The sequence below is a fragment of the Mycobacterium sp. WUMAC-067 genome (assembly GCF_020217485.1).
In the GTDB taxonomy this organism is placed as follows: domain Bacteria; phylum Actinomycetota; class Actinomycetes; order Mycobacteriales; family Mycobacteriaceae; genus Mycobacterium.
In genome coordinates this window covers 16,685-37,335 of the sequence record NZ_JAEKMI010000039.1, presented here as the reverse complement: position 1 = coordinate 37,335, position 20,651 = coordinate 16,685, and the positions used below count along the sequence as shown (strand labels likewise).

Below are 20,651 nucleotides of genomic sequence, written 5' to 3'. Positions count from 1 at the left end.
TCTATACAGTATTTGAAACGATTCGCCGCGACTGAACGCCGCCAGACCGCTCGAGGTTGAAAACATGGGTACACCCGTAATCGTCGGAGCCGTCCGAACGGCGATCGGCCGTTCCTTCAAGGGAACGCTTGTCAACACGCCGCCCGAGACACTGATCACCGCGGTGCTTCCCGAGGTCGTGCGCAGATCCGGTGTCGACCCGGCCGCCATCGACGACATCATCTTCGCCGAATCCCATTACGGCGGTGGCGATCTCGCGCGGTACGCGGCCACCGCGACCGGCCTCGAGCATGTTCCCGGCCAGTCGGTCAACCGGCATTGCGCGGGCAGCCTCACCGCGATCGGCAACGCGGCGGCCCAGATCGGCTCCGGCATGGAACGGGTGCTGATCGCCGGCGGCGTGCAGTCGCTGTCGATGACACCGCTGACCAACTGGCGCATCCCCGGGCCCGAGCTGAAGTTCGAGGAGCGCTGGATGCCGCCGACGCACGTCGAGACGCCCGACGCGCCCGCCAAGGACATGTCGATCACGGTCGGCTGGAACACCGCCCAGACGGTGGGCATCACGCGCGAGGAGATGGACGCGTGGGCGGCCCGCTCGCACCAGCGGGCCGTCGCGGCCCAGGATGCGGGCAAGTTCGTCGACGAGATCCTGCCGCTGAAGATTTCGCAGGCGGACGGTTCGGTCATCGAGTTCGCCGTCGACGAGCACCCGCGGCGGGACACCACCGTCGAAAAGTTGGCCGGCCTCAAGGTGTTGCACCCCGAGATCGAGGGCTTCTCGATCACGGCGGGCAACAGCAGCGGCACCAACGACGCCGCGGCCGCGGTCGCGCTGGTCGATCGCGAGTACGCCGAGGCCGAGAAGCTCAACGTGATGGGCACGGTCAGGGCGTGGGCCGCGGCGGGCGTGCCGCCGCGGGACTGCGGCCTGGGTGCGGTCAAGGTCATCGGGAAGGTGTTGCAGCGCGCCGGGTTGTCGCCCGGCGACGTGGCGCTGTGGGAGATCAACGAGGCGTTCGCGTCCGTGCCGATCGCGGCATGCCGGGAGTACGGCCTCGACGAGGAGAAGGTGAACTTCTCCGGCAGTGGTTGCAGCCTCGGCCACCCCATCGCGGCCTCCGGCGCGCGCATGGTGACCACGCTGGCCTACGAGCTGGCCCGCCGCGGCGGCGGTATCGGCGTCGCGGCGATGTGCGCCGGCGGCGGCCAGGGCGGCGCTGTCGTCATCGAGGTCTAGCGCGGGTCGGCGCCTTCAGGTTCAGCCTCGCGTCAGTTACAGAACGTGTAGCCGATGAACTGGGTGCCGCGCGTGTCGCCGCTGGCGTAGTTGGCGAAGTGCACCGCCGGTTTTCCGTCGTACTGGGTGTTCATCTGTTGCACGGTCGGCGGTGGGACGTCTTTGGGGAACGCCAAAATCATGTCGGCGAAGATCTCCAGGCCGGCCTGGCAGATGGCCTCGCGCCGGGGCGGCTGCGGATTCCACGCGTGCACCACCACCGGCTCGGTCAGCTGAGATCCGGTCGCGCAATTCGGGTCGCAGAGCTTGAACACCGCCGTGCCGGTCCCGTCGGCGCCCTGGGGTCCCCAGGAGTTCCACGACATGTCCTGCAGCGCAATCGCCACGCTGGCGCAGCCCAGGACGTTGAGTTTCTTGGGACGCGGGACCGGCGGGACGGATGGGTTGTAGCAGCCGGGGATGGCGAAGTTCTCCGGCGCCGACGGCGGTGGGCTGGTAGTGGGGCCCGTCGCGCGTTGATTGCCTTCGGTTACCCGCACCCCCACGACGGCCAATACCCCGACCAGCACGACCGCCGCAATGCCGATCGCGATCAAGCGCCCCCGCGAGATGTGCCGCAACCGCTGCGATAAAGGAACGTTGGCGTTGCCGCTCACGTCCACCAGATTACGGACGAATTCTTCGTCGGGGGTGGCGCCCGCCCGCCGCAGCTACTGAGGGTAAAGTTGGTCATCACTGCCAACTTATTGAGGATTCCGTGGAGACGCCGATGAATGATCATGATCTGGCCGCGCGGTTGGCCGCCGAGGCCGGTCAGCTGCTGCTCGGGGTCCGGCAAGAGTTCGCCGATGCGGAAGCTAGCGAACGGAAAGCGGCGGGGGACAAGCGATCCCACGACTTTCTGATGGCGGCGCTCACCGCGGAGCGCCCCGGTGACGCGGTGCTGTCCGAGGAGGGCGCCGACAACCCGGTGCGGTTGCGCTCGGAGCGTGTCTGGATCGTCGATCCGCTGGACGGGACGCGGGAATTCTCCGAGCTCGGGCGCGACGACTGGGCGGTGCACGTCGCGCTCTGGGAGGCCGGCGAGCTGACTGCCGGCGCCGTGGCGCTGCCGGCGCAGGGCATCACCTTCGCCACTCCCGACATCGCGTCGCCTCCGGCGGCGCCGGGCAAGCCGCGCATCGTGGTCTCGCGCACCCGCCCACCCGCCATCGCGTTGAACGTCCGGGACGCCCTGGACGGCGTCCTGGTCGAAATGGGTTCGGCCGGCGCCAAGGTGGCGTCGATCGTCCAAGGCCTGTCCGATGTGTACGTGCACGCCGGCGGGCAGTACGAATGGGACTCCGCGGCCCCGGTGGCGGTGGCACGCGCCGCAGGGTTGCACACCTCCCGCATCGACGGATCCGCCCTGGCCTACAACCAACCGGACCCGAAGCTGCCCGACCTCGTGGTGTGCCGTCCCGAGCTCGCGGAAGCCGTACTCGCGGTTACCCGCTGACATTCCCGCCGGCCCGCATCCAAGCGATCGCTAGACCGTGACGAAGTCGGCCATCATGGCCATGTCCTCGTGCTCGAGGTTGTGACAATGCACCAGATAGGTTCCGCGATAGTCGGTGAACCGCACGATCACTTCCACGGCTTCGGCGGGTGCCACGTCGATGGTGTCTTTCCAACCGCGATCGAAGCGCCCCGGTGGCCTGTTGTTGCGCGACAAGACTTGAAACGGGTTGAGGTGGACGTGGATTGGATGCCGGACATCGGTGATGAAACGCCAGATTTCGACGTCACCGATGCGCGGTGTCGCGACCGGGGAGCCGGGCGCGTAGGGCTTGTTGTTGATCGTCCACACACCGGCTCGGCCTTGTCCGAACAGGAAGGTGCGGGTGGTCGTGGCACGCCTGCGGTCCAGGGGAGCGCAGGTTTCGCTGAGCCGTTCGGGAACGGTTGATTCGTCCGATCGGTCGGCGCCGATGACGTCGAAGCGCATCACGTGCGTAGTGGTCTGTGTACCAAGGGTGTTGAGGAGCCGTACCCGGGTGCCGGGACGATAGCGAGAGAAGTCGACGACGACGTCGAAGCGTTCGGCCGGCGCGATGTCAATCTCGTCATGCGTGACCGGACCGGCCAGAAGGCCACCGTCACTGCCGATCTGGGTGAATGCCGGTCCCTCGGGCGGCGGTGGGTCGAGCCGCAATCGGTAGCGGCGGGCGTTGGAGGCGTTGAGTATTCGGAATCGATACCGCGCGGGGTCGGTGTCCAGCACGGGCCACGGCGCGCCGTTGACCAGTACGACGTCGCCCAGCACGCCGTTCATATAGGGGGCGGCGACGTCACCTCCGTCGGTGAGCGGGTACTGGAACGAGCCGTCCGCGGCGAACGATCGATCGGTGATCATCAGAGCGATGTCGCGATCACCTTTCGGCAGTGGGAGGTCGGCCTCTTCATCGTCGTGGACGATGTGAAATCCGGCCAGCCCTCGCCAGACGGCTTGGCCGGTGTAGCCCATTCGGTGGTCGTGATACCACAGCGTCGCCGCGCGTTGCTGCATGGGGTAGACGTATTCGCGTTGCCCGACAACGGAGTTGCGTGACATCCCCGAGGCCATGCCGCTGTCGCCGTCAGTAATCTTCGCGCCCTGGGGCTCGATGAGGTCGAGCGGATAACCGTCACTGTCGGGTGGGGTGTGGCCGCCGTGAAGGTGCACAGCGACGGGAACGGGTAAGGCGTTGTGGTGGCGGATCACGGTGCGCCGACCCGACCGAGAGACGATTGTGGGCCCGGGAAAGGTTCCGCCATACGTCCAGGCGTGCGTCGTGAGGCCGGGCAGTATCGGCAGATCGGCGGCGCACTGGGTGATCTCGTAATAGTCGCTCGCGGCGTCGCTGGCGATGGGGGACAGCTGAATTGGGATCGGCAACCGCGCTTGGTAACGCGGCGGCAGCGGTACCTGGCTGCGCAGCAGCTTGCCGGGCTCGGCGGGACCCAGCGCCATCTGCGCCGCGGGCCATCCCGCTCCTGCGACACCGACGCCCGCCGTGAGCAGGCCGGCGCGCAGCAGGGTGCGCCGCTTCACGGCGTTACCTCGCCGGCGGCGGGGCGCCGAGCCGGTAGCGGGGTACGCCAGATCGCCATCGCCACTTGGACAATCCCGGCGACGAGCAGCACACCGAGCGGGATGTGTACGGCGGTCAACCGCAATTCGCCTGCGGCGAACTCGGCGACGAGCAACAACGTCTGCGCCACGCCGCCCAAGAACGCGCCCCGCGGGCCGCCGAGGCGCCAGATCCAGGCGAGGATGACGACTTGCACCGCGGACGTGATGGTGATCGCTCTCGCCACGAGCGCGTGCAGCATCAGCGCGTCGTACTGGCCGCCGAGAAAGTCGCCCGCCAAGATTGCCTGTACGAGCGCGAGCACCACCATCAACGCGGTGCTGGCGCGCGCCAACAGCAGCGGCCCACGTGCGGTCGGGCCTTGCCGCACATCGGCGTTCACAGGACCGCCGGGTGTGCTGCGATCGCGACACCGAGGGCGGCGCAGTTCAGCGCCAGCAGGAATCCGCCGAACATCATCTGACCGCTGATGTCGTGGGCCAGCACGTGGGTGTACACCGCACACACGAAAAAGATCACCAGCCCCGCGGCAGCGGCAATGCCTATCGCGGGAATCCACAGGCCCACAATGAGTCCCACGGTTCCCAACGTCTTCAGGGTGCCGATTGGAAACCTCAACCACGACACCGGCACGCCCGCGCTTTGCATCCCGGGCAGAATCGGCGCGAAGTGCACCAGCGCCGCGACACCCGAGAATCCATCGAAGGCGATCGCAATGAATGTCACGATCAGATATGCGGCGTGCACCGTGCCCTCCTCGGGGGATTCATCGTTTCGGTATGGAGTCAGAGTCTTTGGCGGACAGCGCCTCCCGGCGCAGCATTTGCCACAGGGTCGGGGTGGACTGGGTCGTCGAGACGACCACGATGCGGCCGACGGAAGTCGAGTCGGCGACGAGGGAAACCAGATAGTCGGCCAAGTCGATGCGTGCGGTGAACGCGCCCACCGGCTCGACGGGTCCGCTGCTGTAATCGGTCGGTTCGGGCAGGTCGAACAGGCCGGAGGGCCGCACGATCGTCCAATCGAGACCGCTGTCGCACACGATGAATTCCATGCGACGCATGTCGTCGTACACCGTCTTACCGATCGTCGTCCTGATGACGGGGTCGACCAGTCGCACCGTGAGCGGGGCGTGAAGGCGTCGCGTGGGATGTACCGACGTGGAGCTCACGACGATGAGGCGGCGCGTCCCCGACGCACGCATGGCGTTGACGATGTTGGTCGCTCCGGCCGAATAGGTGTCGACCCGGCGGCGGGTGAACGGCACCCCGAGCGCCGAGACCACGGCGTCGGCTCCCGCGATGACCGCATGGACGGCGGAGTCATTCCGCACATCGGCCCCCACAACCGTCAATTGCGGGTGGGCGATCGGGAATTCGCGTGGATGACGCGTCACGGCGGTCACTGCGTGGCCGGCAGTCAACGCGCATCGGACGGCGAGTCGACCGGTTGGCCCATTGGCGCCGAAGATGACCGTCTTCATCGTTCACTTCCCCAAGTAGTCACGATTAATGATTATCACGCTACATGACAATCACGTGTGGTGCCAGATTGAATGGAGGGGACTGAGGCCGCGCTGAATCGGCGTCGGCAGCAAGGTGGTGGTGATTTCGCGTCGTGTGACGCGGAGAAGCGGCTGACGAGGGCTTTGCTCGTCGCGCCGCTCGGTCAATGACCGGCGATCATGCCAATTGGGGATGAACTCCGGGAATGAGCCCTGCGCCCGTGGCGACGCGTTGAAGAAGGCGGCGCAGCGTGGCGCGTTCTTTCGCGGACAGGGGCGCGGCTATTTCGTTTTCGAGGTCACGGCCCTGCTCATGCAGCGCGGGCAGCAGGCGGCGGGCCTTGGCGGTGAGCGTGACAGCGACCGCGCGCCGATCCTCGGGGCGCGGCAACCGCTTTGCGAGCCCTCGCTGTTCAAGCTGGTCGATGACCACGACCATGGCATTGCGGTGGATCCCGAGGCGTTCGGAGAGCTGACGCTGAGACTGGCCGTCGGCGCTGGCCAGCGCCAGCAGAACTGCGTACGTGCGGGGATCGGCCCCTATCGACGAAAGGCGGCGCTGGAAGTCGCTGCTGACATAGGCGCCGAGCTGGGCGAGGAGAAACGGGATTCGTTCGTCGAGTTCAGCGATGCCGGAGTGGTGTTCACTCGTCGGCTTGGGCAACGTCGGCTCCTGGAGTACTGGACTTTTTGCGCCGCAATGCTTTACGTGTGAAGCGTTGCCGGCGCGAGGATTATCATCCTACAAGATCGTCATCGGCCGGTACAGTTTCTCCGCGGTTGCCGGTCGCGCGTAGATCCCGTCGCGCTCGCTCCCGAAAGAGCCCCAGCGCATCAAGGCCTCTCAGAGCAAGGCCTGCTGCCACGACAGGACGCGTTCGGCCAGTTCGGGTCCGCGGTCCTCTTGGATGAAATGGCTGGCGTTGATGCGGGCGTGCGGCTGGCCCGCGGCGCCGGGAATGTGTTTGATCAGCGGTGTGTCCGCCTGCCCCAGGATGGGGTCGCGGGCACCGAAGATGGCAAGGAACGGCTTGTCCCATCGGCCGAGCGCGTCCCACGCCCGCCTGTTGGCCGGAATCGCCGGATCGGTGGGCGAGGTGGGGACCAACTGGGGGAACGCGCGGGCCCCGGCTTGATACGTCTTGTCGGGGAAGGGGGCGTCGTACCCGGCCCGCACCTTCGACGACACCCTGCGGACGGTCCCGGCGCCGACGATGCGGCCCGCGGGCAGCACGGGGGAGTAGCGCGCAAAGGCGCGCCAGGCGTGGAAGGCGGCCGGGGTGCGCCGTTGGGCGGTGGGCAGGAACCCGTTGGACACCACCAGCCGCCCGACGCGGTCAGGCTGCTCGGCGGCGATGCGCAGCCCGATCAACGATCCCCAGTCCTGCACGAACAGCGTGACATCGGTGAGGTTGAGGTGCTCGAACCACATCATCACCCATTCCACGTGCCGCTGGTAGGTGTAATCCTCGGTCCGGCTGGGCTTGTCCGAACGGCCGAAGCCGATCAGGTCGGGCGCGAGCACGCGGTTCCCGGCGTCGGCCAGGGGCGTGATCATGGTGCGGTAGAGATAGCTCCACGTGGGCTCGCCGTGCAGCAGGACGATCGGGGGCCCTTCGATCGGCCCCTCGTCGAGGTAGTGCATGCGCAGCGGCCGGGTGTCGCTTGCTTTGACGTCGAGGTAGTGCCCTACGAACGGGTAGCCCTCCAGGTTTTCGAATCGGGAGTCCGGGGTTCGCAGCACATGCATATCAGCTCCTCCGGTGAACCGGCACCTCTGCTAGCCTCTCTCGCCGGCGCGCTTTCGTCTAGTGGGAGATTCATTGAGCTACGCCGCGCAGGCCACTAAACTGGCTTATTCATGGCAATTCGGCGCGCGGTTCTGCTCATAGCCGACATCGGCGGTTACACGCATTACATGCAGTGGAACCGGACGCACCTTGCCCATGCCCAGCTGACGGTAGCCGGCCTGCTGGAGTCGGTCATCAACGCCGCCAAGGGTCTGAAACTCGCCAAGCTCGAGGGCGACGCCGCGTTCTTCTGGGCGCCGGACACCAACGCCAAAGTGGTGGTGTGCGAGCGGCTGTCACGGATGCGCACGTCGTTCCTGGAGCGGCGGGAGCGTCTGAAAAACGACATCGCCTGCCAGTGTGCGAGTTGCTCGCAGCTGGAGAACCTGTCGCTCAAGTTCGTCGTGCACGTGGGCGAGGTGGCGGATCAGAGGGTCAAACGCCATACCGAGCTCGCCGGCCTCGATGTCATCCTGGTGCACCGAATGCTGAAAAACACCGTGCCGGTTGCCGAATACGTACTCATGACCGATCCCGTCGCGGCATGCCTCGACGAGCAGATGCGTGGGCTGTGCACACCCATGCTCCACGTGTTTGACGGCATCGGCGAAACATCGACGCACTACATCGACCTCGCGGCGCTGCAGCTTCCGGCCGTGGCGCCCGAGCGCAGCTTGTTGCGCCGACTCGGCGCGACGATGAAGCTCGAGTTCAACACCCTGCCGTTCACCCTGGGCATGAAAGAGCCCGCCGAAGGGTTCCGGAACCTGGGGCGAGGGGCCGAAGAAATCTCCGCGTAGCCGAAGGCCGCGGCCGCGGCGCTATCGAGCCTCGGCGAGGGCGCGGCCCATGCGCGACACGGCCTCGGTGAGGATGGCGCGCGAGGTGGCGAAGTTCAGTCGCACGTGCCCGGCTCCGCCGGTACCGAACACGTGTCCGGAGCTGAGCGCCACCCGGGCGTGATCGAGGAACCAGCGGGCGGGTCCGGACAGGTCGGCAACCACCGCGAGGCCATCGCTGACCTCTTCGTCGACACCGAGTGCTCGGCAGTCCAGCCACGCGAGGTAAGTGCCTTGTGGCCATTGGTATTTCACGCCCGGAAGGTGCTCGGCGACCAACTCGCCCAGCAGTTTCCGGTTCTCGTCGAGGCCCCTCAGCGTCGCGTCGAGCCAATCGTCACCGCTGCGGAACGCCTCGGCGTGGGCGATGACGCCGAGGTGGCTGGGCCCGTGACTGACCTCCTCCGGCATCCGGTCCAGGTCGGCGGCCGCCTGCGGCCCGGCGATGGCCAGGGCCGCCTTCAGTCCGGACAGATTCCAGGCCTTGGACCCCGACGTCAGGGCGAAGGCGTTCTCCGCTCCAGGGACGGTCAGGAAGGGGGTGAAGCGCGATCCCGGCAGGATGACGGGCGCGTGAATCTCGTCGGACACCACCCGGACGCCGTATCGGCGCGCGAGCTCGGCCACGGCGCGCAGCTCCTCGGCGGTGTGCACCGTGCCGGTCGGGTTGTGCGGATTGCACAACAGGTACGCCACGTTCCCGTGCGTCGCGCGGGCCCGGGAAAAGGTTTCCTCCAACGCCTCCAGATCGATCCGCCCCTCGGCGAGCGGCGCTTCGATCACCCTCCGACCGTCGTGCGCCACGAACGCGTAAAACGGTGCGTAGACAGGCGGATTGACGACGACGGCGTCACCGCGATCCGTGACCAGGCGCAGCACCTCGACGATGCCGAGCATGACGTCGGGTACGAGCGCGGTGCGGCCCACCTCCAGGTCATGCCACTGCCAGTGCCGCGCCGCGAACGCGCCGACCGCCTCCGCCAACGCCGTGCCGCAGGGGTATCCGGTGTCGCCGTTGTCGACGGCCCTGCGCAGCGCCTCGGCCACCGTCGGCGGCAGGTTGACGTCCATCTCGGCGACCCACAGCGGCAGGACGTCGGCGGGGTGTGCCCGCCATTTCATGCTGGTGCGAAGCCGCAGTTGCGCGAGCGTGAGCTCCTCGAGGGGATTAAACGTCACTCGGGCAGATTAGGTGGCGAACGCGTGCTTCGGAATCGTCAACGGCAGGTCGACCGAGCTGAGCAATCCCGGCTCGGCGGCAACGACATAGGGCACGGCATTGACGACGCGCATCGCGGTGGCGACCATGGCGCCCGCCCCCGAGGTCATGCCCGCGATCCCGGCCCTGCCGGGATGGCGCAACGTCGCCGCCAGGGTGCAGTCGAGGTCGGGGTCGCCGGTGATCGTGACGCGATAGGACAGATCGCCGATCCCGGTGGGCCAGTCGGGCGCGACGTCGTGGGCCAGCCGCGTGACGTGTTCGATGACGATGGCTTCGCGACCGCCGACCACCCCGATCGCCTGCATCCTCAGCGCGCCACAGGTTCCGGCCTCGACGGTACCCATCGCGACTTCCAGCGTCCGGTTGGTGACGGCGCGATCGAAACTCTCGCGGACTTCCTGGACTTCGACCCCCAACGCGTCGGCGATCAACCGGATCTGCCCCTGCCATTCGCCGGCGATCGCGCCGGGATAGCTGATCCAGGGTTGGTAGTCGAGCGGACGGCCGAAACCCAGCGCGTCGCTCATGATGTCGGGCACCCCGTAGTCGTCGTAGAGGCCGATCTCGAACGAGTGGATCTTTTCGATGAACGACGACTGGGTGGACAGCACCAGCGGCAGGTAGTCGGCGGCGAAGCCCGGCTCGATCCCCGACGCGTACAGCGACGCCTGGCCCTGCTTGGCGGCGGCGACGAGTTGGTCGCGCCATTCCGCGGGTTCGTAGGCGTGCGGGTTGACCAGCCGCGTGGTGCTGGTCGTCACGACGTTGATCCCGGCTTCGAGCAGCCTGACGTAGTCGGGGATGGCCAACGCGTCGCGTTCCGGGCCGCTGGCCGCGTAGATGACGCAGTCGGGCTTCAGCGCGATCAGCGCGTCCGCGTCGTTGGTGGCTTCCAGGCCGATCGGCTCGCCCCCGGCCAGTTCGCCCGCGTCCTTGCCGACCTTTTCGTCCGAGTGCACCCAGACGCCGGCCAGTTCCAGATTGGGGCGCCGCGAGAGGGCGCGGATCGCGATTGAGCCGATGCCGCCGGTCGCCCACACCACCACGCGATGTGTTGTCATCTCGTTCCTCCTCAGGTTCATCCGCCCGCCGGCGGTGTAAGGCTAAGGGCCGCCGCGCTTTTCGTGCGTTCGCGACGTGCGCGCCAATGCGGGTGGTTTCAGGTTAGGAAAGCAAGCACTATCTTAACGAACAAATTTTAGGTTAGTCTGCAGCGGTGAGCGCCGAATCAGGGTTTTTCCCGCCTCCGGGCGACGATTCGGGACCGCGTTGTCGCTGCGAGGCGGGCACTACGCCCGATCCTCAGCGGAGCGCGGGCGGGAGTTGATGTTCACGCTCAGGTTCGACATGCGCGCGCCCGGTTGGGGCGCGCCGCCCACCGATCTGTATGCGGCGGCCATCGACATGTGCGCGTGGGCGGAGACGCGCGGCGCCGTGATGTCGGTGCTTTCCGAGCACCACGGCGCCGACGACGGCCACCTGCCGGCGCCGTTGCTGCTGGCGTCGGCGATCGCGGCCCGGACCCGTACGCTGGCAATCCTGCTGGCGGCGGTGCCGATTCCGCTGTGGGACCCGGTCCGGCTCGCCGAGGAAATGACCGTGCTGGACCTGATCAGCCGGGGGCGGGTGTCCTATGTGTTCGGCGTCGGGCACCGCGGCGAGGAGTACGACCACTTCGGCGCCGACATGGCCACCCGCGGGCGAAAAGCGGACGAAATCCTCGCCGTGCTCGGCCCGCTGGTTCGGGGTGAGGCCGTCGAATACCAGGGCCGCACGGTGCGTGTCACACCCGCGTGCGCGTCGCCCAACGGGCCGATGATGCTCATCGCCGGGGGCACCGAAGCCGCCGCGCGGCGCGCCGGCAGGCTCGGCCTGGGCTTCGTGTCCCAAACGGAATCGCCGACCCTCAAGGATTTCTACGAGGCGCAGTGCCGGGCCCACGGGCATGAACCCGGCATCGTCCAGTTTCCCGTCCCCGGCCACCCCACAACGGTTTTCGTCGCCGACGACGTGGACCGGGCTTGGGATGCCCTGGGTCCGCACCTGGTGCACGACGCCGTGATGGCCGCTTCCTACCGCCCCGATGACGACTCGGTGGCCAGCATCACCCGGGCCGACAGCGTGGACGCACTGCGCGACGAGGGCGGCCCCTACCGCATCTTCACTCCCGACGAGGCAACCGAGTACGTCCGTGGCGGCCGGCCGCTGCCCCTGCACCCGTTGTGCGGCGGCATCGCACCCGACGTTGCCTGGCCCTATCTAGAACGCGCCGCGCGCGCCGCCACCCGCGCGCACGATTCAGCGGGGCCGCGAGAGTGAATTCCACGACGCCGTGGCGGCGTGTCGCGTCGCAGGATTCACCCTCGGCGCAGAACAGGTGAGGAGAAGCGCTATGCGGGTTGTCGTGTGGTCCACCGGCGGCGTCGGCAAGGTCGCGATCGACGCCGTCCGCCGACGCCCGGATCTGGAACTCGTTGGGGTATGGGTACATTCGGCGGACAAGGTCGGTCGCGACGCCGGCGAGCTGGCCGGCGGCGACCCGCTCGGCGTGACGGCGACCGACGACGCCGACGCCCTGATCGCCCTGGCCCCGGACTGCGTGGTGTACGCGGCCAGCGGTCCGGAGCGCGACGGGGCGGCAGTGCCCGACTATGTGCGGCTGCTGACGGCCGGCATCAACGTCGTGTCGACGTCGTCGACCAGCCTGGTGCATCCGCCGTCGTATTTCGCCCCGGACTGGCGCGACCAGCTCGAGGCGGCGGCCACGGCCGGCGGTGCCTCGCTCTACGCGTCCGGCATCTTTCCGGGATTCGCCTCCGATCAGCTCGCGCTGCTGATGACGACGCAGTCGAAGCGCATCCGGACCATCACCGCCAGCGAGGTCGCCCTCAACGACCACTATCCGGTGGCCGACGTGATGATGAACGGGATGGGTTTCGGCCACCCGCTGGATTTCCAACCGATGCTCGCCACCCCCGGATTCATCGAAATAGCTTGGAAGGCACCGATATACCTGATCGCCAGCGGTCTCGGGGTCGAGGTGGAAGAGGTGTGCGGGTCGCTGGACCGACGGCTGACCGACCGCGACATCGAGGTGGCATTCGGCACCATCAAGGCGGGCACCTGCGCTGCCGTGCGGACGCGGGCGGCGGGCGTGGTGAACGGCCGCGAGGCCATCGTCATCGAGCACGTCATCCGGATGGCCCGCGACGTCGCGCCCGATTGGCCGACCTCGGAGTCCGACGCCACCTATCGGGTCGACATCGACGGCGATCCCGACGTGCACTGCGAGATGACGATGGGGGAGGCCGCGGGCCACGGCGCCGGGCACGCCGCCATGGCGTCGACGGCGATGCGGGTCGTCAACGCGATCCCGTATGTGGTCGCGGCGCCCGCGGGCCTGCTCAGCTCGCTGGACATTCCCATGACGCTGCCGCTTTACGCCTTCGACTGAAGGTGTAACGTGCATCACCAAGATTAGGCCACCTAGGAGTCTGCCGTGTACACACTGCGCTTCGACATGCGCGATCCCGAATGGGCCGCGGCCCCAACAGATCTGTACGCCGCGGCGCCCGAAATGGCCGCCTGGGCCGAGGAGCACGGCGGTCTCGCCGCCGTGCTGTGTGAGCACCACGGCTCCGAGGACGGCTACCTGCCCTCGCCGTTCTTGCTGGCCTCGGCGGTGGCGGCGCGAACGCAGCGCCTGGCGCTGAGCCTGATTTTGATCCTTCCGTTCTACGAAACCGTGCGCCTCGCCGAGGACATGGCGGTCCTCGACATCATCAGCAACGGCCGGGCGTCATACATTTTGGCCCTGGGCTACCGGCCCGAGGAGTTCGAGCACTTCGGCGTGCCCATCAAGAAGCGCGGTCGCCTCTGCGACGAGAAACTCGCGCTGCTGCGGCGACTGCTCGCCGGTGAAACCGTGGTCGAAGACGGGCGGCGGATCACGGTCACGCCGCGCCCGCTGACCCCCGGGGGCCCCGGCCTGATGTGGGGTGGGGGAACCCTGGCGGCGGCCCGCCGGGCCGGCAGGTACGGCCTGGGCATGCTGGGCAACGCCAACGCGCCGGGCATCCGGGAGGCCTACGAGGAGGCCTGCCGCGAGCACGGCCACACGCCGGGCCCGACGATGTTTCCCGACCGCAACACCCCTTCCGTCGTGTTCGTCGCCGAAGACGTCGATCAGGCGTGGAAAGAGATCGGCGATCACCTGCTGCACGACGTGAAAACCTATGCCGCGTGGAACCCCGGCGACGAGACGACGGCCGGCTTCTCGCACGTGAACACCGTCGACGAGCTGCGCGAGACCGGCACGTCGCACGTGATCATCTCTGTCCCCGAGGCGATTTCGCGGGTGAAGGCCGGTCAGGTGCTCAACCTGTCGCCGCTGTGCGGCGGGCTGTCCCCGGACATCGCGTGGACCTATCTCAAGCGGGTGGGCGAGGTCGTGCTGCCCGAGGCTCTGTCGTAATTTTTCGGCGGCTAGCGCGGTTGGTTCGGGACGCCCGGGAACAGCTGGCCGGGCGGCTCGGTGGTCACCCAGCCGCCCAGCTTCGTCACCAGGTGGGGCGCGAAAACGGCGCCGTAGAGGACGTTTCCGATGACCACCACCGCGACGACGGACAGGATCGACGAGGCGACGCGGTTCTTCGCCCGGTTCTGCGCCCACATCTCGATGACGTTGCGCCCTTGGGCGTCGGTGCGGCCCAGCAGGTAGGTGAAGAGCATCATCTGGATGCCCATCGCCAGCGAGTCGTAGAGCGGGTACTGGTGCAGGGTGCCCTCGCGGATCGAGAGCCCGGGAATCACGCGGCCGTAATAGAACACGCCGAGTTTGGCGCCCAGGAACCCGTTGAAGAACAGCGCCCAGCAGAAGCCGACGACAAGGCCGACCACCAAGAGCGTTTGGGGCCTGCGCCAGTCGAACCGGGCGGCCACCCATCGCCCCAGCGCCGCGCCGGTCACGGCCGGCAGCACGAAGTAGGAGACGTAGCCGACGGGGACGAACAGCGGCAGCCCACCCCACGTCATGTTCAGCGGCCACCACGACGGCATCCGGGGGATGGCAGGCGGGAACTGCGCGTACATCGCCCAGTCGTAGGGGGCCTCGATCCACGAGAACGACATCGCCGAGATGCACAGCAGCAGAAGGGGGTGCACGCGCCGCTGACGAACGCTCAGATAGATCCCCAGGGCGGTGAACGTGATGCCCCCGACGAGCGCGAAGTCGCTGGCCGCCTGCATCACCGGTGTCATCTGGGAGCTCACTGGTCGCGTCCTTGGCTGCGGCGTGCCTGGGGGTCGAAGCGCAGCACCAGCCCGAAGATCACAACGATCAAGCCGAACAGCGTGCCCAGCATGATGACGGCGCCCACAGTCGCAACCCCTTCCGATTCGAGCTCGACTCGTTAGATAGTGCACACTATCCTAAAGACAGTCAACCATCGGGTGAGGAGGCAGCGACGTGGCCCAGCGGCCGTCCACCACGAAACGCAGTGCGGCGTCGGCCTCGGTGCGCCGGCCCCGCGGCGCTCCGCGCCAGCTGTTGCTCGACACCGCCCGGGCCCGCTTCGCCCGCCAGGACTACCGCAGCACGACGACGCGTGAAATCGCCCAGGCCGCAGGGGTTACCGAGCACCTGTTGTTTCGCCACTTCGGCTCCAAGGCGGCGTTGTTTCGTGAGGCGCTCGTCCTGCCCTTCACCGATTTCGTCGAGGAATTTCGCCAGACCTGGCAGTCGGTCGTCCCGGAGGAGACCGACGAGGAGGAGCTGGCGCGTCGTTTCGTGGGGCAGCTCTACGACGTGTTCGTCGAACATCAGGGTCTGCTGCTGACCCTGATGGCTTCCGAGGCGCTGTCCGAGGAGGAAAAGGCCGACGCCGGCATCGCCGAGATCCGGCAGGCGGTCACGGCGCTCGGTCAGATCAGCGCCGAGGGCATGCACCTGCGCGGGCTGCGCTCCGACCATCCCGACCTGCCCGCCCATTCGACGGTCGCGATGATCGCCGGCATGGCGGCGTTGCGGTCGACCTACTTCGGGGCCGAGCCGCCGTCGAGGGAGACCATCGTCGACGAACTGATCCAGGCCATCTTGCACGGCTTCCTGCACAGGAACGGCTGAGCTCTCCAAAGACCGCTCTACTCAGAGGAATTAGTTCATGACAGACACGAGCGCGATCGAGTTGTACTACGATCCCTTCGACTCCGCGATCGATGACAACCCCTATCCGGTGTGGAAGCGGATGCGCGAAGAAGCGCCGTTGTATTACAACGAGAAGTACAACTTCTACGCGCTGAGCCGCTACGACGACGTGGCGCGCGAATTGCCGAACTGGCAGACCTACCGATCCGGCCGGGGCACCACCGCCGATATCTTGTTCGCCAATATCGAAGTGCCGCCGGGGATTCTGCTGTTCGAAGATCCTCCGCTGCACGATCTGCATCGGCGCCTGCTCTCGCGTGTTTTCACGCCCCGGCGGATGCTGGCCGTGGAGGATCTGGTGCGCGGATTCTGTGTCCGCGAGCTGGACCCGCTGGTCGGCGCCGGGAGGTTCGACTTCATCGCCGATCTCGGGGCGATGATGCCGATGCGGACCATCGGCTACCTGCTGGGCATCCCCGAGGCCGATCAGGAAAAGATCCGCGACCGCAGCGTCGCCAACATCGAATTGTCGAAGGACAGCGACCCCGCTGCGGTCGATGCGAACGTTTTCGCGAATTCCATTGCCCTGTTCGCCGAGTACATCGAGTGGCGGGCCAGTCATCCCTCCGACGACCTGATGACGGAGCTGCTGCGGGCCGAGATCGACGAGCCCGACGGGACCCGGCGCCCGCTGTCGCGCACCGAGGTGCTGGCCTACACCGCCATGATCGCCGGCGCCGGGAACGAGACGACCGCCCGGCTCATCGGTTTCATGGGACAGCTGCTGTCGGATCACCCCGAGCAGCGCCGCGAGCTCGTCGCCGACCCGTCCCTGATCCCGGGCGCGATCGAGGAGACGCTGCGCTTCGAACCCCCGTCGCCGGTCCAGGCGCGCTACGTGGCCCGCGATGCCGAGCAGTACGGACGCGTCGTCCCCGAGGGCTCATTCATGTTGCTGCTCAACGGTTCCGCCAACCGTGACCCGCGGCGGTTCGCCGATCCGGACCGCTACGACATCCACCGGCAGGCGGGCGGCCACCTCAGCTTTGGGCAGGGCCTGCACTTCTGCCTGGGCTCGGCGCTGGCCCGGATGGAGGCGCGGGTGGCATTCGAAGAGGTCCTCAAACGCTGGCCGGACTGGGAGGTCGACTACGCCAACGCCGAGCGCGCGCACACCGCGAGTGTGCGTGGGTGGGCGCGCCTGCCCGTCGTGACGGGATGACTTTCGGCCCGTTTCGCGCGCCAGCGTGACTGTGCAGTCACGCTCGGCGCCGAACGTGACTGTGGCGTCACGCTGGGCGGGGCTAGGGTAGTGACCCGCTAGGGCGCGCTCTGGTCGCTCTGGTCGACCAGCACCGCGCCGTCGGGCCGGTTTCCCAATGTCTGCAACGGAATGTCGTCGCCCTGGGCGGTGACGCGCACGATCTGCGCCAGCTGCCTCGGGGCGTCGCACTGCAGATAGTGGTCGGCGCCCGGCACCAGCCAATAGCGGTTGCGGCCCGGCTTGTTCTTCAAATACGTCAGCCACACGTGGTTGGGAACCCGCAACGGTGCCACATTGTCGTGCACGCCCCACACCACGGTGGTGTTGACATCGCTCGTGGAAAGCGTTTCCAGCCAACCTGTTTCGTCGGCGGCGCGCTCGTTGAGGTATTGGATGGTGTCGGGCAGCACGCGGATTCCGTCGTTGTGGGCGAAGCACTTGGCCAAGGCGGCGATTTCCGGATCGTCCAATGTCCGTCGCGGCATGAACGTGCTGGCGCCCATCCCGGCCGCCAGCATCTCCGGCGTCGTCGCCGCCGCGGTGGCGCGCCCGGTCCCGGGATCGAGCAGCGCGGTCTGGAACGCGGTCAGATTCGAAAGCGGAAGGTAGATATTGGCATTCGTCACGATCAGGTCGGCGGGCACCGCCGGCGGATCAAGGGCCGCCAGCATGCCCAGCGCGATCATGCCGACGCTGCTGCCGCGGTCGTGGGTGAGCATGCGGTAGCCGGTGAGTTGCCACACCTCGGTGATGGCGTAGACCAGCAGCCGCGCGTCGTCGTAGAGCGAGTACACGTACGGCGCGGGCGGTTTGTCGGAGAGCCCGTAGCCGGGAAAGTCGAGCAGGTAGATGTCGAACTCCGCGGCGAGCTCGGCCGTCAGGGCGAAGTAGTCGATGCTCGACGTCGGAAAGCCGTGCACCAGCACTAGCGCGGGCGCGCCCGGGGTGCCGCAACGGCGGCTGAAAATCGCGACTTCTCTGGCATCGTTGGCCGCGGTGGTCGACCGCCAGCGAAGTTCGGTGCCGCCGTTTTGCCACTGCGCGAAGATGTCCAAGCTGTCAGCCTCTCAGAGGACGTCGCGGCAAACAACCGCGACGACTAAGGGCATGTCACGTGGATGCCGAATCTCACGTCGCGCACACCGCTTTGCCCGGGCGTGGTCGCCTGGCCCGTGCCGGTGATCGTGTAGCTCTTACCGTCCTTGGTCGCCTGCACCTGCGTCGGCGAATTAGTTCCCTGATAGGGCAGCTGATACTTGCCATTGTCGAGCTTGAGCGAAATCGCGAAGCCGTCCACGGTGGGGGGCCGTTCGTCCGAGACGGCCAGGGACACCGACGCCGCGTCGTCGCGCACGCTGATGCGGGTCGTGAGGTCTCCCGATTCCGGTGGCGACGCATTCGGTTGGGCCGCCGAGCTTGTGCAGTCGACCGCGGCGATGAGCGTGTGCTTGTTCCCGTCGATCATGACGGTCGTGCTCGTCAAGGCCGGAGTCGAACTTGTGGGAGCGGCCGGGTGACTTTCCTTGCCGGAACAGGCCGGCAGACTCGCCCCCAGTGCGAGCGCACCGAGCGCGGCAGCCGCACGAACGATCCACCGCTGAAGGTTTGTCATATCGGTCCTCCGTTAGACGGTCATGAGGACTATAGAACCTGGCATCCTGATTCGATACGTGTTTATATAGACCAATGCCGAATCAAACCAAGGAGTGTTGCCCCGCGCTGGGGGCGGCCGCCCTGGCCGAGCCGCAAGCCGCGCAGCTGGCGGCGATGTTCAAGGCGCTCAGCGATCCGGTGCGATTGCGACTGTTGAGTCTGGTCGCCAGCCACCCGCGCGGTCAGGCCTGTGTTTGCGAGATCTCCCCGACGTTCGACGTGTCGCAGCCGACGATCTCCCATCACCTGAAGACGCTGCGGTCTGCGGGGCTTTTGGATTGCGAACGACGCGGCACGTGGGTGTACTACTGGGTGGTCCCCGAAGCGTTGCAACAACTTTCGTCGGTGTTGCATGTTGACGCCCTGTCGGCCGCGGGATGCGGGTCATGAGCCAACCGGTAAGCGCGCGGCTATCGACGTTGGATCGCTTCCTGCCGGGATGGATCGCGATGGCGATGGTGGTCGGCCTGCTGCTGGGCCGGCTTGTCCCGGGCCTGGGAAAAGCCGTGAGCGCCGTTCAGGTCGACGGGATCTCCTTGCCGATCGCGATCGGGCTGCTGGTGATGATGTACCCGGTCCTGGCCAAAGTGCGGTACGACCAGCTGGACACCGTGACCGCGGATCGCAAATTGATGGTGACATCGCTGGCGCTGAACTGGCTGGTTGGACCCGCGGTCATGTTCGCGCTCGCCTGGCTCCTGCTGCCGGATCTACCGGAGTACCGGACCGGGCTGATCATCGTGGGGCTGGCACGCTGCATCGCCATGGTCATCATCTGGAACGACCTCGCCCGCGGTGACCGCGAAGGCGCCGCCGTCCTGGTCGCGCTGAACTCGATCTTCCAGGTCGTCATGTTCGCCGCCCTGGGCTGGTTCTATCTGTCGGTGCTGCCGGGGTGGTTGGGTCTGAGCACCACCGGAATCGACGTGTCTGCCTGGCAGATCGCGAAATCGGTGCTCATCTTCCTGGGGCTGCCGCTGCTGGCCGGGTACCTGTCGCGCCGTCTGGGCGAACGCACCAGGGGCCGCGGTTGGTACGAGGGCCGCTTCCTGCCCCGGATCGGGCCCTGGGCGTTGTATGGGTTGCTGTTCACCATCGTCATTCTCTTCGCGCTGCAGGGCCACCAAATCACCTCCCGGCCTTGGGATGTCGCCCGAATCGCGGTGCCGCTGCTGGCGTATTTCGCGATCATGTGGGCGGGCGGATATGCGCTGGGGGTGCTGCTGCGGCTCGGCTATGCGCGCACCACAACCCTGGCGTTCACCGCCGCCGGCAACAACTTTGAGCTCGCGATCGCGGTGGCGATCGCGACCTACGGCGCCGCCTCGGGTCAGGCCCTGGCCGGCGTGGTCGGACCCCTGATCGAAGTTCCGATCCTGGTCGCCCTCGTTTACGTTTCGCTGGCTTTGCGCCCGCGGCTCTTCGGTGCCGGCAGTTCCTCGTCGGGCGACAGGCCCAGCGTTCTGTTCGTCTGCGTGCATAACGCCGGTCGTTCCCAGATGGCCGCCGCGCTGCTGCACCAGCTGGCCGGCGACCGCATCGAGGTCCGTTCCGCCGGAACCGAACCCGCCGATCAGATCAACCCCGCGGCGGTGGCCGTGATGGCCGAATGGGGCATCGATATCACCGACGTCCCGAAAGCACTTGACGCCGACGTGGTGCGGACGAGTGACGTGGTGATCACCATGGGCTGCGGTGATACCTGTCCGTTCTTCCCAGGCGTCTCGTACCGCGATTGGCCCCTGCGCGATCCCGCCGGCCAGCCGGTCGAGACGGTGCGGGCCATCCGTGAGGACATCGCCGAGCATGTGCATGCCCTCATTCGGGAGCTGCTCGGGATCGCGATGACGATCGATGTACCCGCCACGAAAGGACGGTAAC

The 20,651-nt window shown here is 67.2% G+C and carries 22 protein-coding genes; 10 read left to right on the top strand and 12 right to left on the bottom strand.

Going from position 1 to position 20,651, the window contains the following annotated elements; translation table 11 throughout:
- Window positions 1-64 precede the first annotated feature (64 nt).
- Complete coding sequence (locus JF781_RS21875) at window positions 65-1,240, top strand: thiolase family protein (RefSeq protein WP_225329512.1); 1,176 nt, start codon at window positions 65-67, stop codon at window positions 1,238-1,240.
- Between the two features lie 32 nt (window positions 1,241-1,272).
- Here the strand turns inward: JF781_RS21875 and JF781_RS21870 are convergent, their stop codons facing one another.
- Window positions 1,273-1,836, bottom strand: coding sequence for a hypothetical protein (locus JF781_RS21870; RefSeq protein ID WP_225329550.1), 564 nt, complete (start codon window positions 1,834-1,836; stop codon window positions 1,273-1,275).
- A gap of 173 nt (window positions 1,837-2,009) precedes the next feature.
- Here JF781_RS21870 and JF781_RS21865 point away from each other — a divergent pair, with 173 nt between their 5' ends.
- Window positions 2,010-2,738, top strand: coding sequence for a 3'(2'),5'-bisphosphate nucleotidase CysQ (locus JF781_RS21865; RefSeq protein WP_225329513.1), 729 nt, complete (start codon window positions 2,010-2,012; stop codon window positions 2,736-2,738).
- Window positions 2,739-2,768: 30 nt separating this feature from the next.
- On the opposite strand, the gene JF781_RS21860 is transcribed toward JF781_RS21865, so the two are convergent.
- The 6 genes from JF781_RS21860 to JF781_RS21835 all read right to left on the bottom strand — a co-directional run bounded on the left by JF781_RS21860 (window position 2,769) and on the right by JF781_RS21835 (window position 7,607).
- Window positions 2,769-4,313, bottom strand: a complete 1,545-nt coding sequence (locus JF781_RS21860) for a multicopper oxidase family protein (protein ID WP_225329514.1) — start codon at window positions 4,311-4,313, stop codon at window positions 2,769-2,771.
- The gene (locus JF781_RS21855) at window positions 4,310-4,735 is read right to left on the bottom strand and encodes a hypothetical protein (RefSeq protein ID WP_308011589.1); all 426 of its coding nucleotides are present in this window, start codon (window positions 4,733-4,735) and stop codon (window positions 4,310-4,312) included. The genes JF781_RS21860 and JF781_RS21855 overlap by 4 nt, the downstream gene beginning before the upstream one ends.
- Window positions 4,732-5,100, bottom strand: a complete 369-nt coding sequence (locus JF781_RS21850) for a DoxX family protein (RefSeq protein ID WP_225329516.1) — start codon at window positions 5,098-5,100, stop codon at window positions 4,732-4,734. Before JF781_RS21850 ends, JF781_RS21855 begins: the two co-directional genes overlap by 4 nt.
- A 19-nt stretch (window positions 5,101-5,119) precedes the next feature.
- Window positions 5,120-5,836 (bottom strand): NAD(P)-dependent oxidoreductase, encoded by a 717-nt coding sequence (locus JF781_RS21845; protein ID WP_225329517.1) that lies wholly within the window; start codon window positions 5,834-5,836, stop codon window positions 5,120-5,122.
- Window positions 5,837-6,035: 199 nt separating this feature from the next.
- Complete coding sequence (locus tag JF781_RS21840; RefSeq protein ID WP_225329518.1) at window positions 6,036-6,521, bottom strand: MarR family winged helix-turn-helix transcriptional regulator; 486 nt, start codon at window positions 6,519-6,521, stop codon at window positions 6,036-6,038.
- Between the two features lie 180 nt (window positions 6,522-6,701).
- Window positions 6,702-7,607 carry a haloalkane dehalogenase gene (locus JF781_RS21835; RefSeq protein ID WP_225329519.1) on the bottom strand — a complete coding sequence of 302 codons (906 nt, stop codon included), beginning with the start codon at window positions 7,605-7,607 and terminating at the stop codon, window positions 6,702-6,704.
- Between the two features lie 111 nt (window positions 7,608-7,718).
- Here JF781_RS21835 and JF781_RS21830 point away from each other — a divergent pair, with 111 nt between their 5' ends.
- On the top strand, window positions 7,719-8,447 hold the full coding sequence (locus tag JF781_RS21830; RefSeq protein WP_225329520.1) for a DUF2652 domain-containing protein: 729 nt from the start codon (window positions 7,719-7,721) through the stop codon (window positions 8,445-8,447).
- A 21-nt stretch (window positions 8,448-8,468) separates the two neighbouring features.
- Here JF781_RS21830 and JF781_RS21825 read toward each other — a convergent pair whose 3' ends face one another.
- A complete protein-coding gene (locus JF781_RS21825) occupies window positions 8,469-9,608 on the bottom strand; it encodes a MalY/PatB family protein (RefSeq protein WP_255642188.1) in 1,140 nt (379 codons plus the stop codon).
- Window positions 9,609-9,674: 66 nt separating this feature from the next.
- The gene (locus tag JF781_RS21820) at window positions 9,675-10,769 is read right to left on the bottom strand and encodes a dihydrodipicolinate reductase (RefSeq protein WP_225329522.1); all 1,095 of its coding nucleotides are present in this window, start codon (window positions 10,767-10,769) and stop codon (window positions 9,675-9,677) included.
- A gap of 265 nt (window positions 10,770-11,034) precedes the next feature.
- Here JF781_RS21820 and JF781_RS21815 point away from each other — a divergent pair, with 265 nt between their 5' ends.
- The 3 genes from JF781_RS21815 (at window position 11,035) to JF781_RS21805 (ending at window position 14,182) form a co-directional block, all read left to right on the top strand.
- Window positions 11,035-12,027, top strand: coding sequence for an LLM class flavin-dependent oxidoreductase (locus JF781_RS21815; protein ID WP_225329523.1), 993 nt, complete (start codon window positions 11,035-11,037; stop codon window positions 12,025-12,027).
- 73 nt (window positions 12,028-12,100) lie between these two features.
- On the top strand, window positions 12,101-13,162 hold the full coding sequence (locus tag JF781_RS21810; protein WP_225329524.1) for a dihydrodipicolinate reductase: 1,062 nt from the start codon (window positions 12,101-12,103) through the stop codon (window positions 13,160-13,162).
- Window positions 13,163-13,207: 45 nt separating this feature from the next.
- Complete coding sequence (locus JF781_RS21805; RefSeq protein WP_225329525.1) at window positions 13,208-14,182, top strand: LLM class flavin-dependent oxidoreductase; 975 nt, start codon at window positions 13,208-13,210, stop codon at window positions 14,180-14,182.
- Window positions 14,183-14,193: 11 nt separating this feature from the next.
- Here the strand turns inward: JF781_RS21805 and JF781_RS21800 are convergent, their stop codons facing one another.
- A complete protein-coding gene (locus JF781_RS21800) occupies window positions 14,194-14,979 on the bottom strand; it encodes a spirocyclase AveC family protein (RefSeq protein WP_225329526.1) in 786 nt (261 codons plus the stop codon).
- Between the two features lie 196 nt (window positions 14,980-15,175).
- Here JF781_RS21800 and JF781_RS21795 point away from each other — a divergent pair, with 196 nt between their 5' ends.
- Window positions 15,176-15,832 (top strand): TetR/AcrR family transcriptional regulator, encoded by a 657-nt coding sequence (locus JF781_RS21795; RefSeq protein ID WP_225329527.1) that lies wholly within the window; start codon window positions 15,176-15,178, stop codon window positions 15,830-15,832.
- A gap of 37 nt (window positions 15,833-15,869) precedes the next feature.
- Window positions 15,870-17,075 (top strand): cytochrome P450, encoded by a 1,206-nt coding sequence (locus JF781_RS21790; protein WP_225329528.1) that lies wholly within the window; start codon window positions 15,870-15,872, stop codon window positions 17,073-17,075.
- A gap of 98 nt (window positions 17,076-17,173) precedes the next feature.
- Here the strand turns inward: JF781_RS21790 and JF781_RS21785 are convergent, their stop codons facing one another.
- Both JF781_RS21785 and JF781_RS21780 read right to left on the bottom strand, forming a co-directional pair.
- Window positions 17,174-18,172, bottom strand: coding sequence for an alpha/beta fold hydrolase (locus JF781_RS21785; protein ID WP_225329529.1), 999 nt, complete (start codon window positions 18,170-18,172; stop codon window positions 17,174-17,176).
- Window positions 18,173-18,216: 44 nt separating this feature from the next.
- The gene (locus tag JF781_RS21780; protein ID WP_225329530.1) at window positions 18,217-18,729 is read right to left on the bottom strand and encodes a lipoprotein LpqH; all 513 of its coding nucleotides are present in this window, start codon (window positions 18,727-18,729) and stop codon (window positions 18,217-18,219) included.
- Between the two features lie 74 nt (window positions 18,730-18,803).
- Between JF781_RS21780 and JF781_RS21775 the strand changes: the two genes are divergently transcribed.
- Window positions 18,804-19,160, top strand: a complete 357-nt coding sequence (locus tag JF781_RS21775; protein ID WP_225329531.1) for a helix-turn-helix transcriptional regulator — start codon at window positions 18,804-18,806, stop codon at window positions 19,158-19,160.
- Window positions 19,148-20,650, top strand: a complete 1,503-nt coding sequence (gene arsB, locus JF781_RS21770) for an ACR3 family arsenite efflux transporter (RefSeq protein ID WP_225329532.1) — start codon at window positions 19,148-19,150, stop codon at window positions 20,648-20,650. Before JF781_RS21775 ends, arsB begins: the two co-directional genes overlap by 13 nt.
- The last annotated feature ends 1 nt before the right edge of the window (window position 20,651 follow it).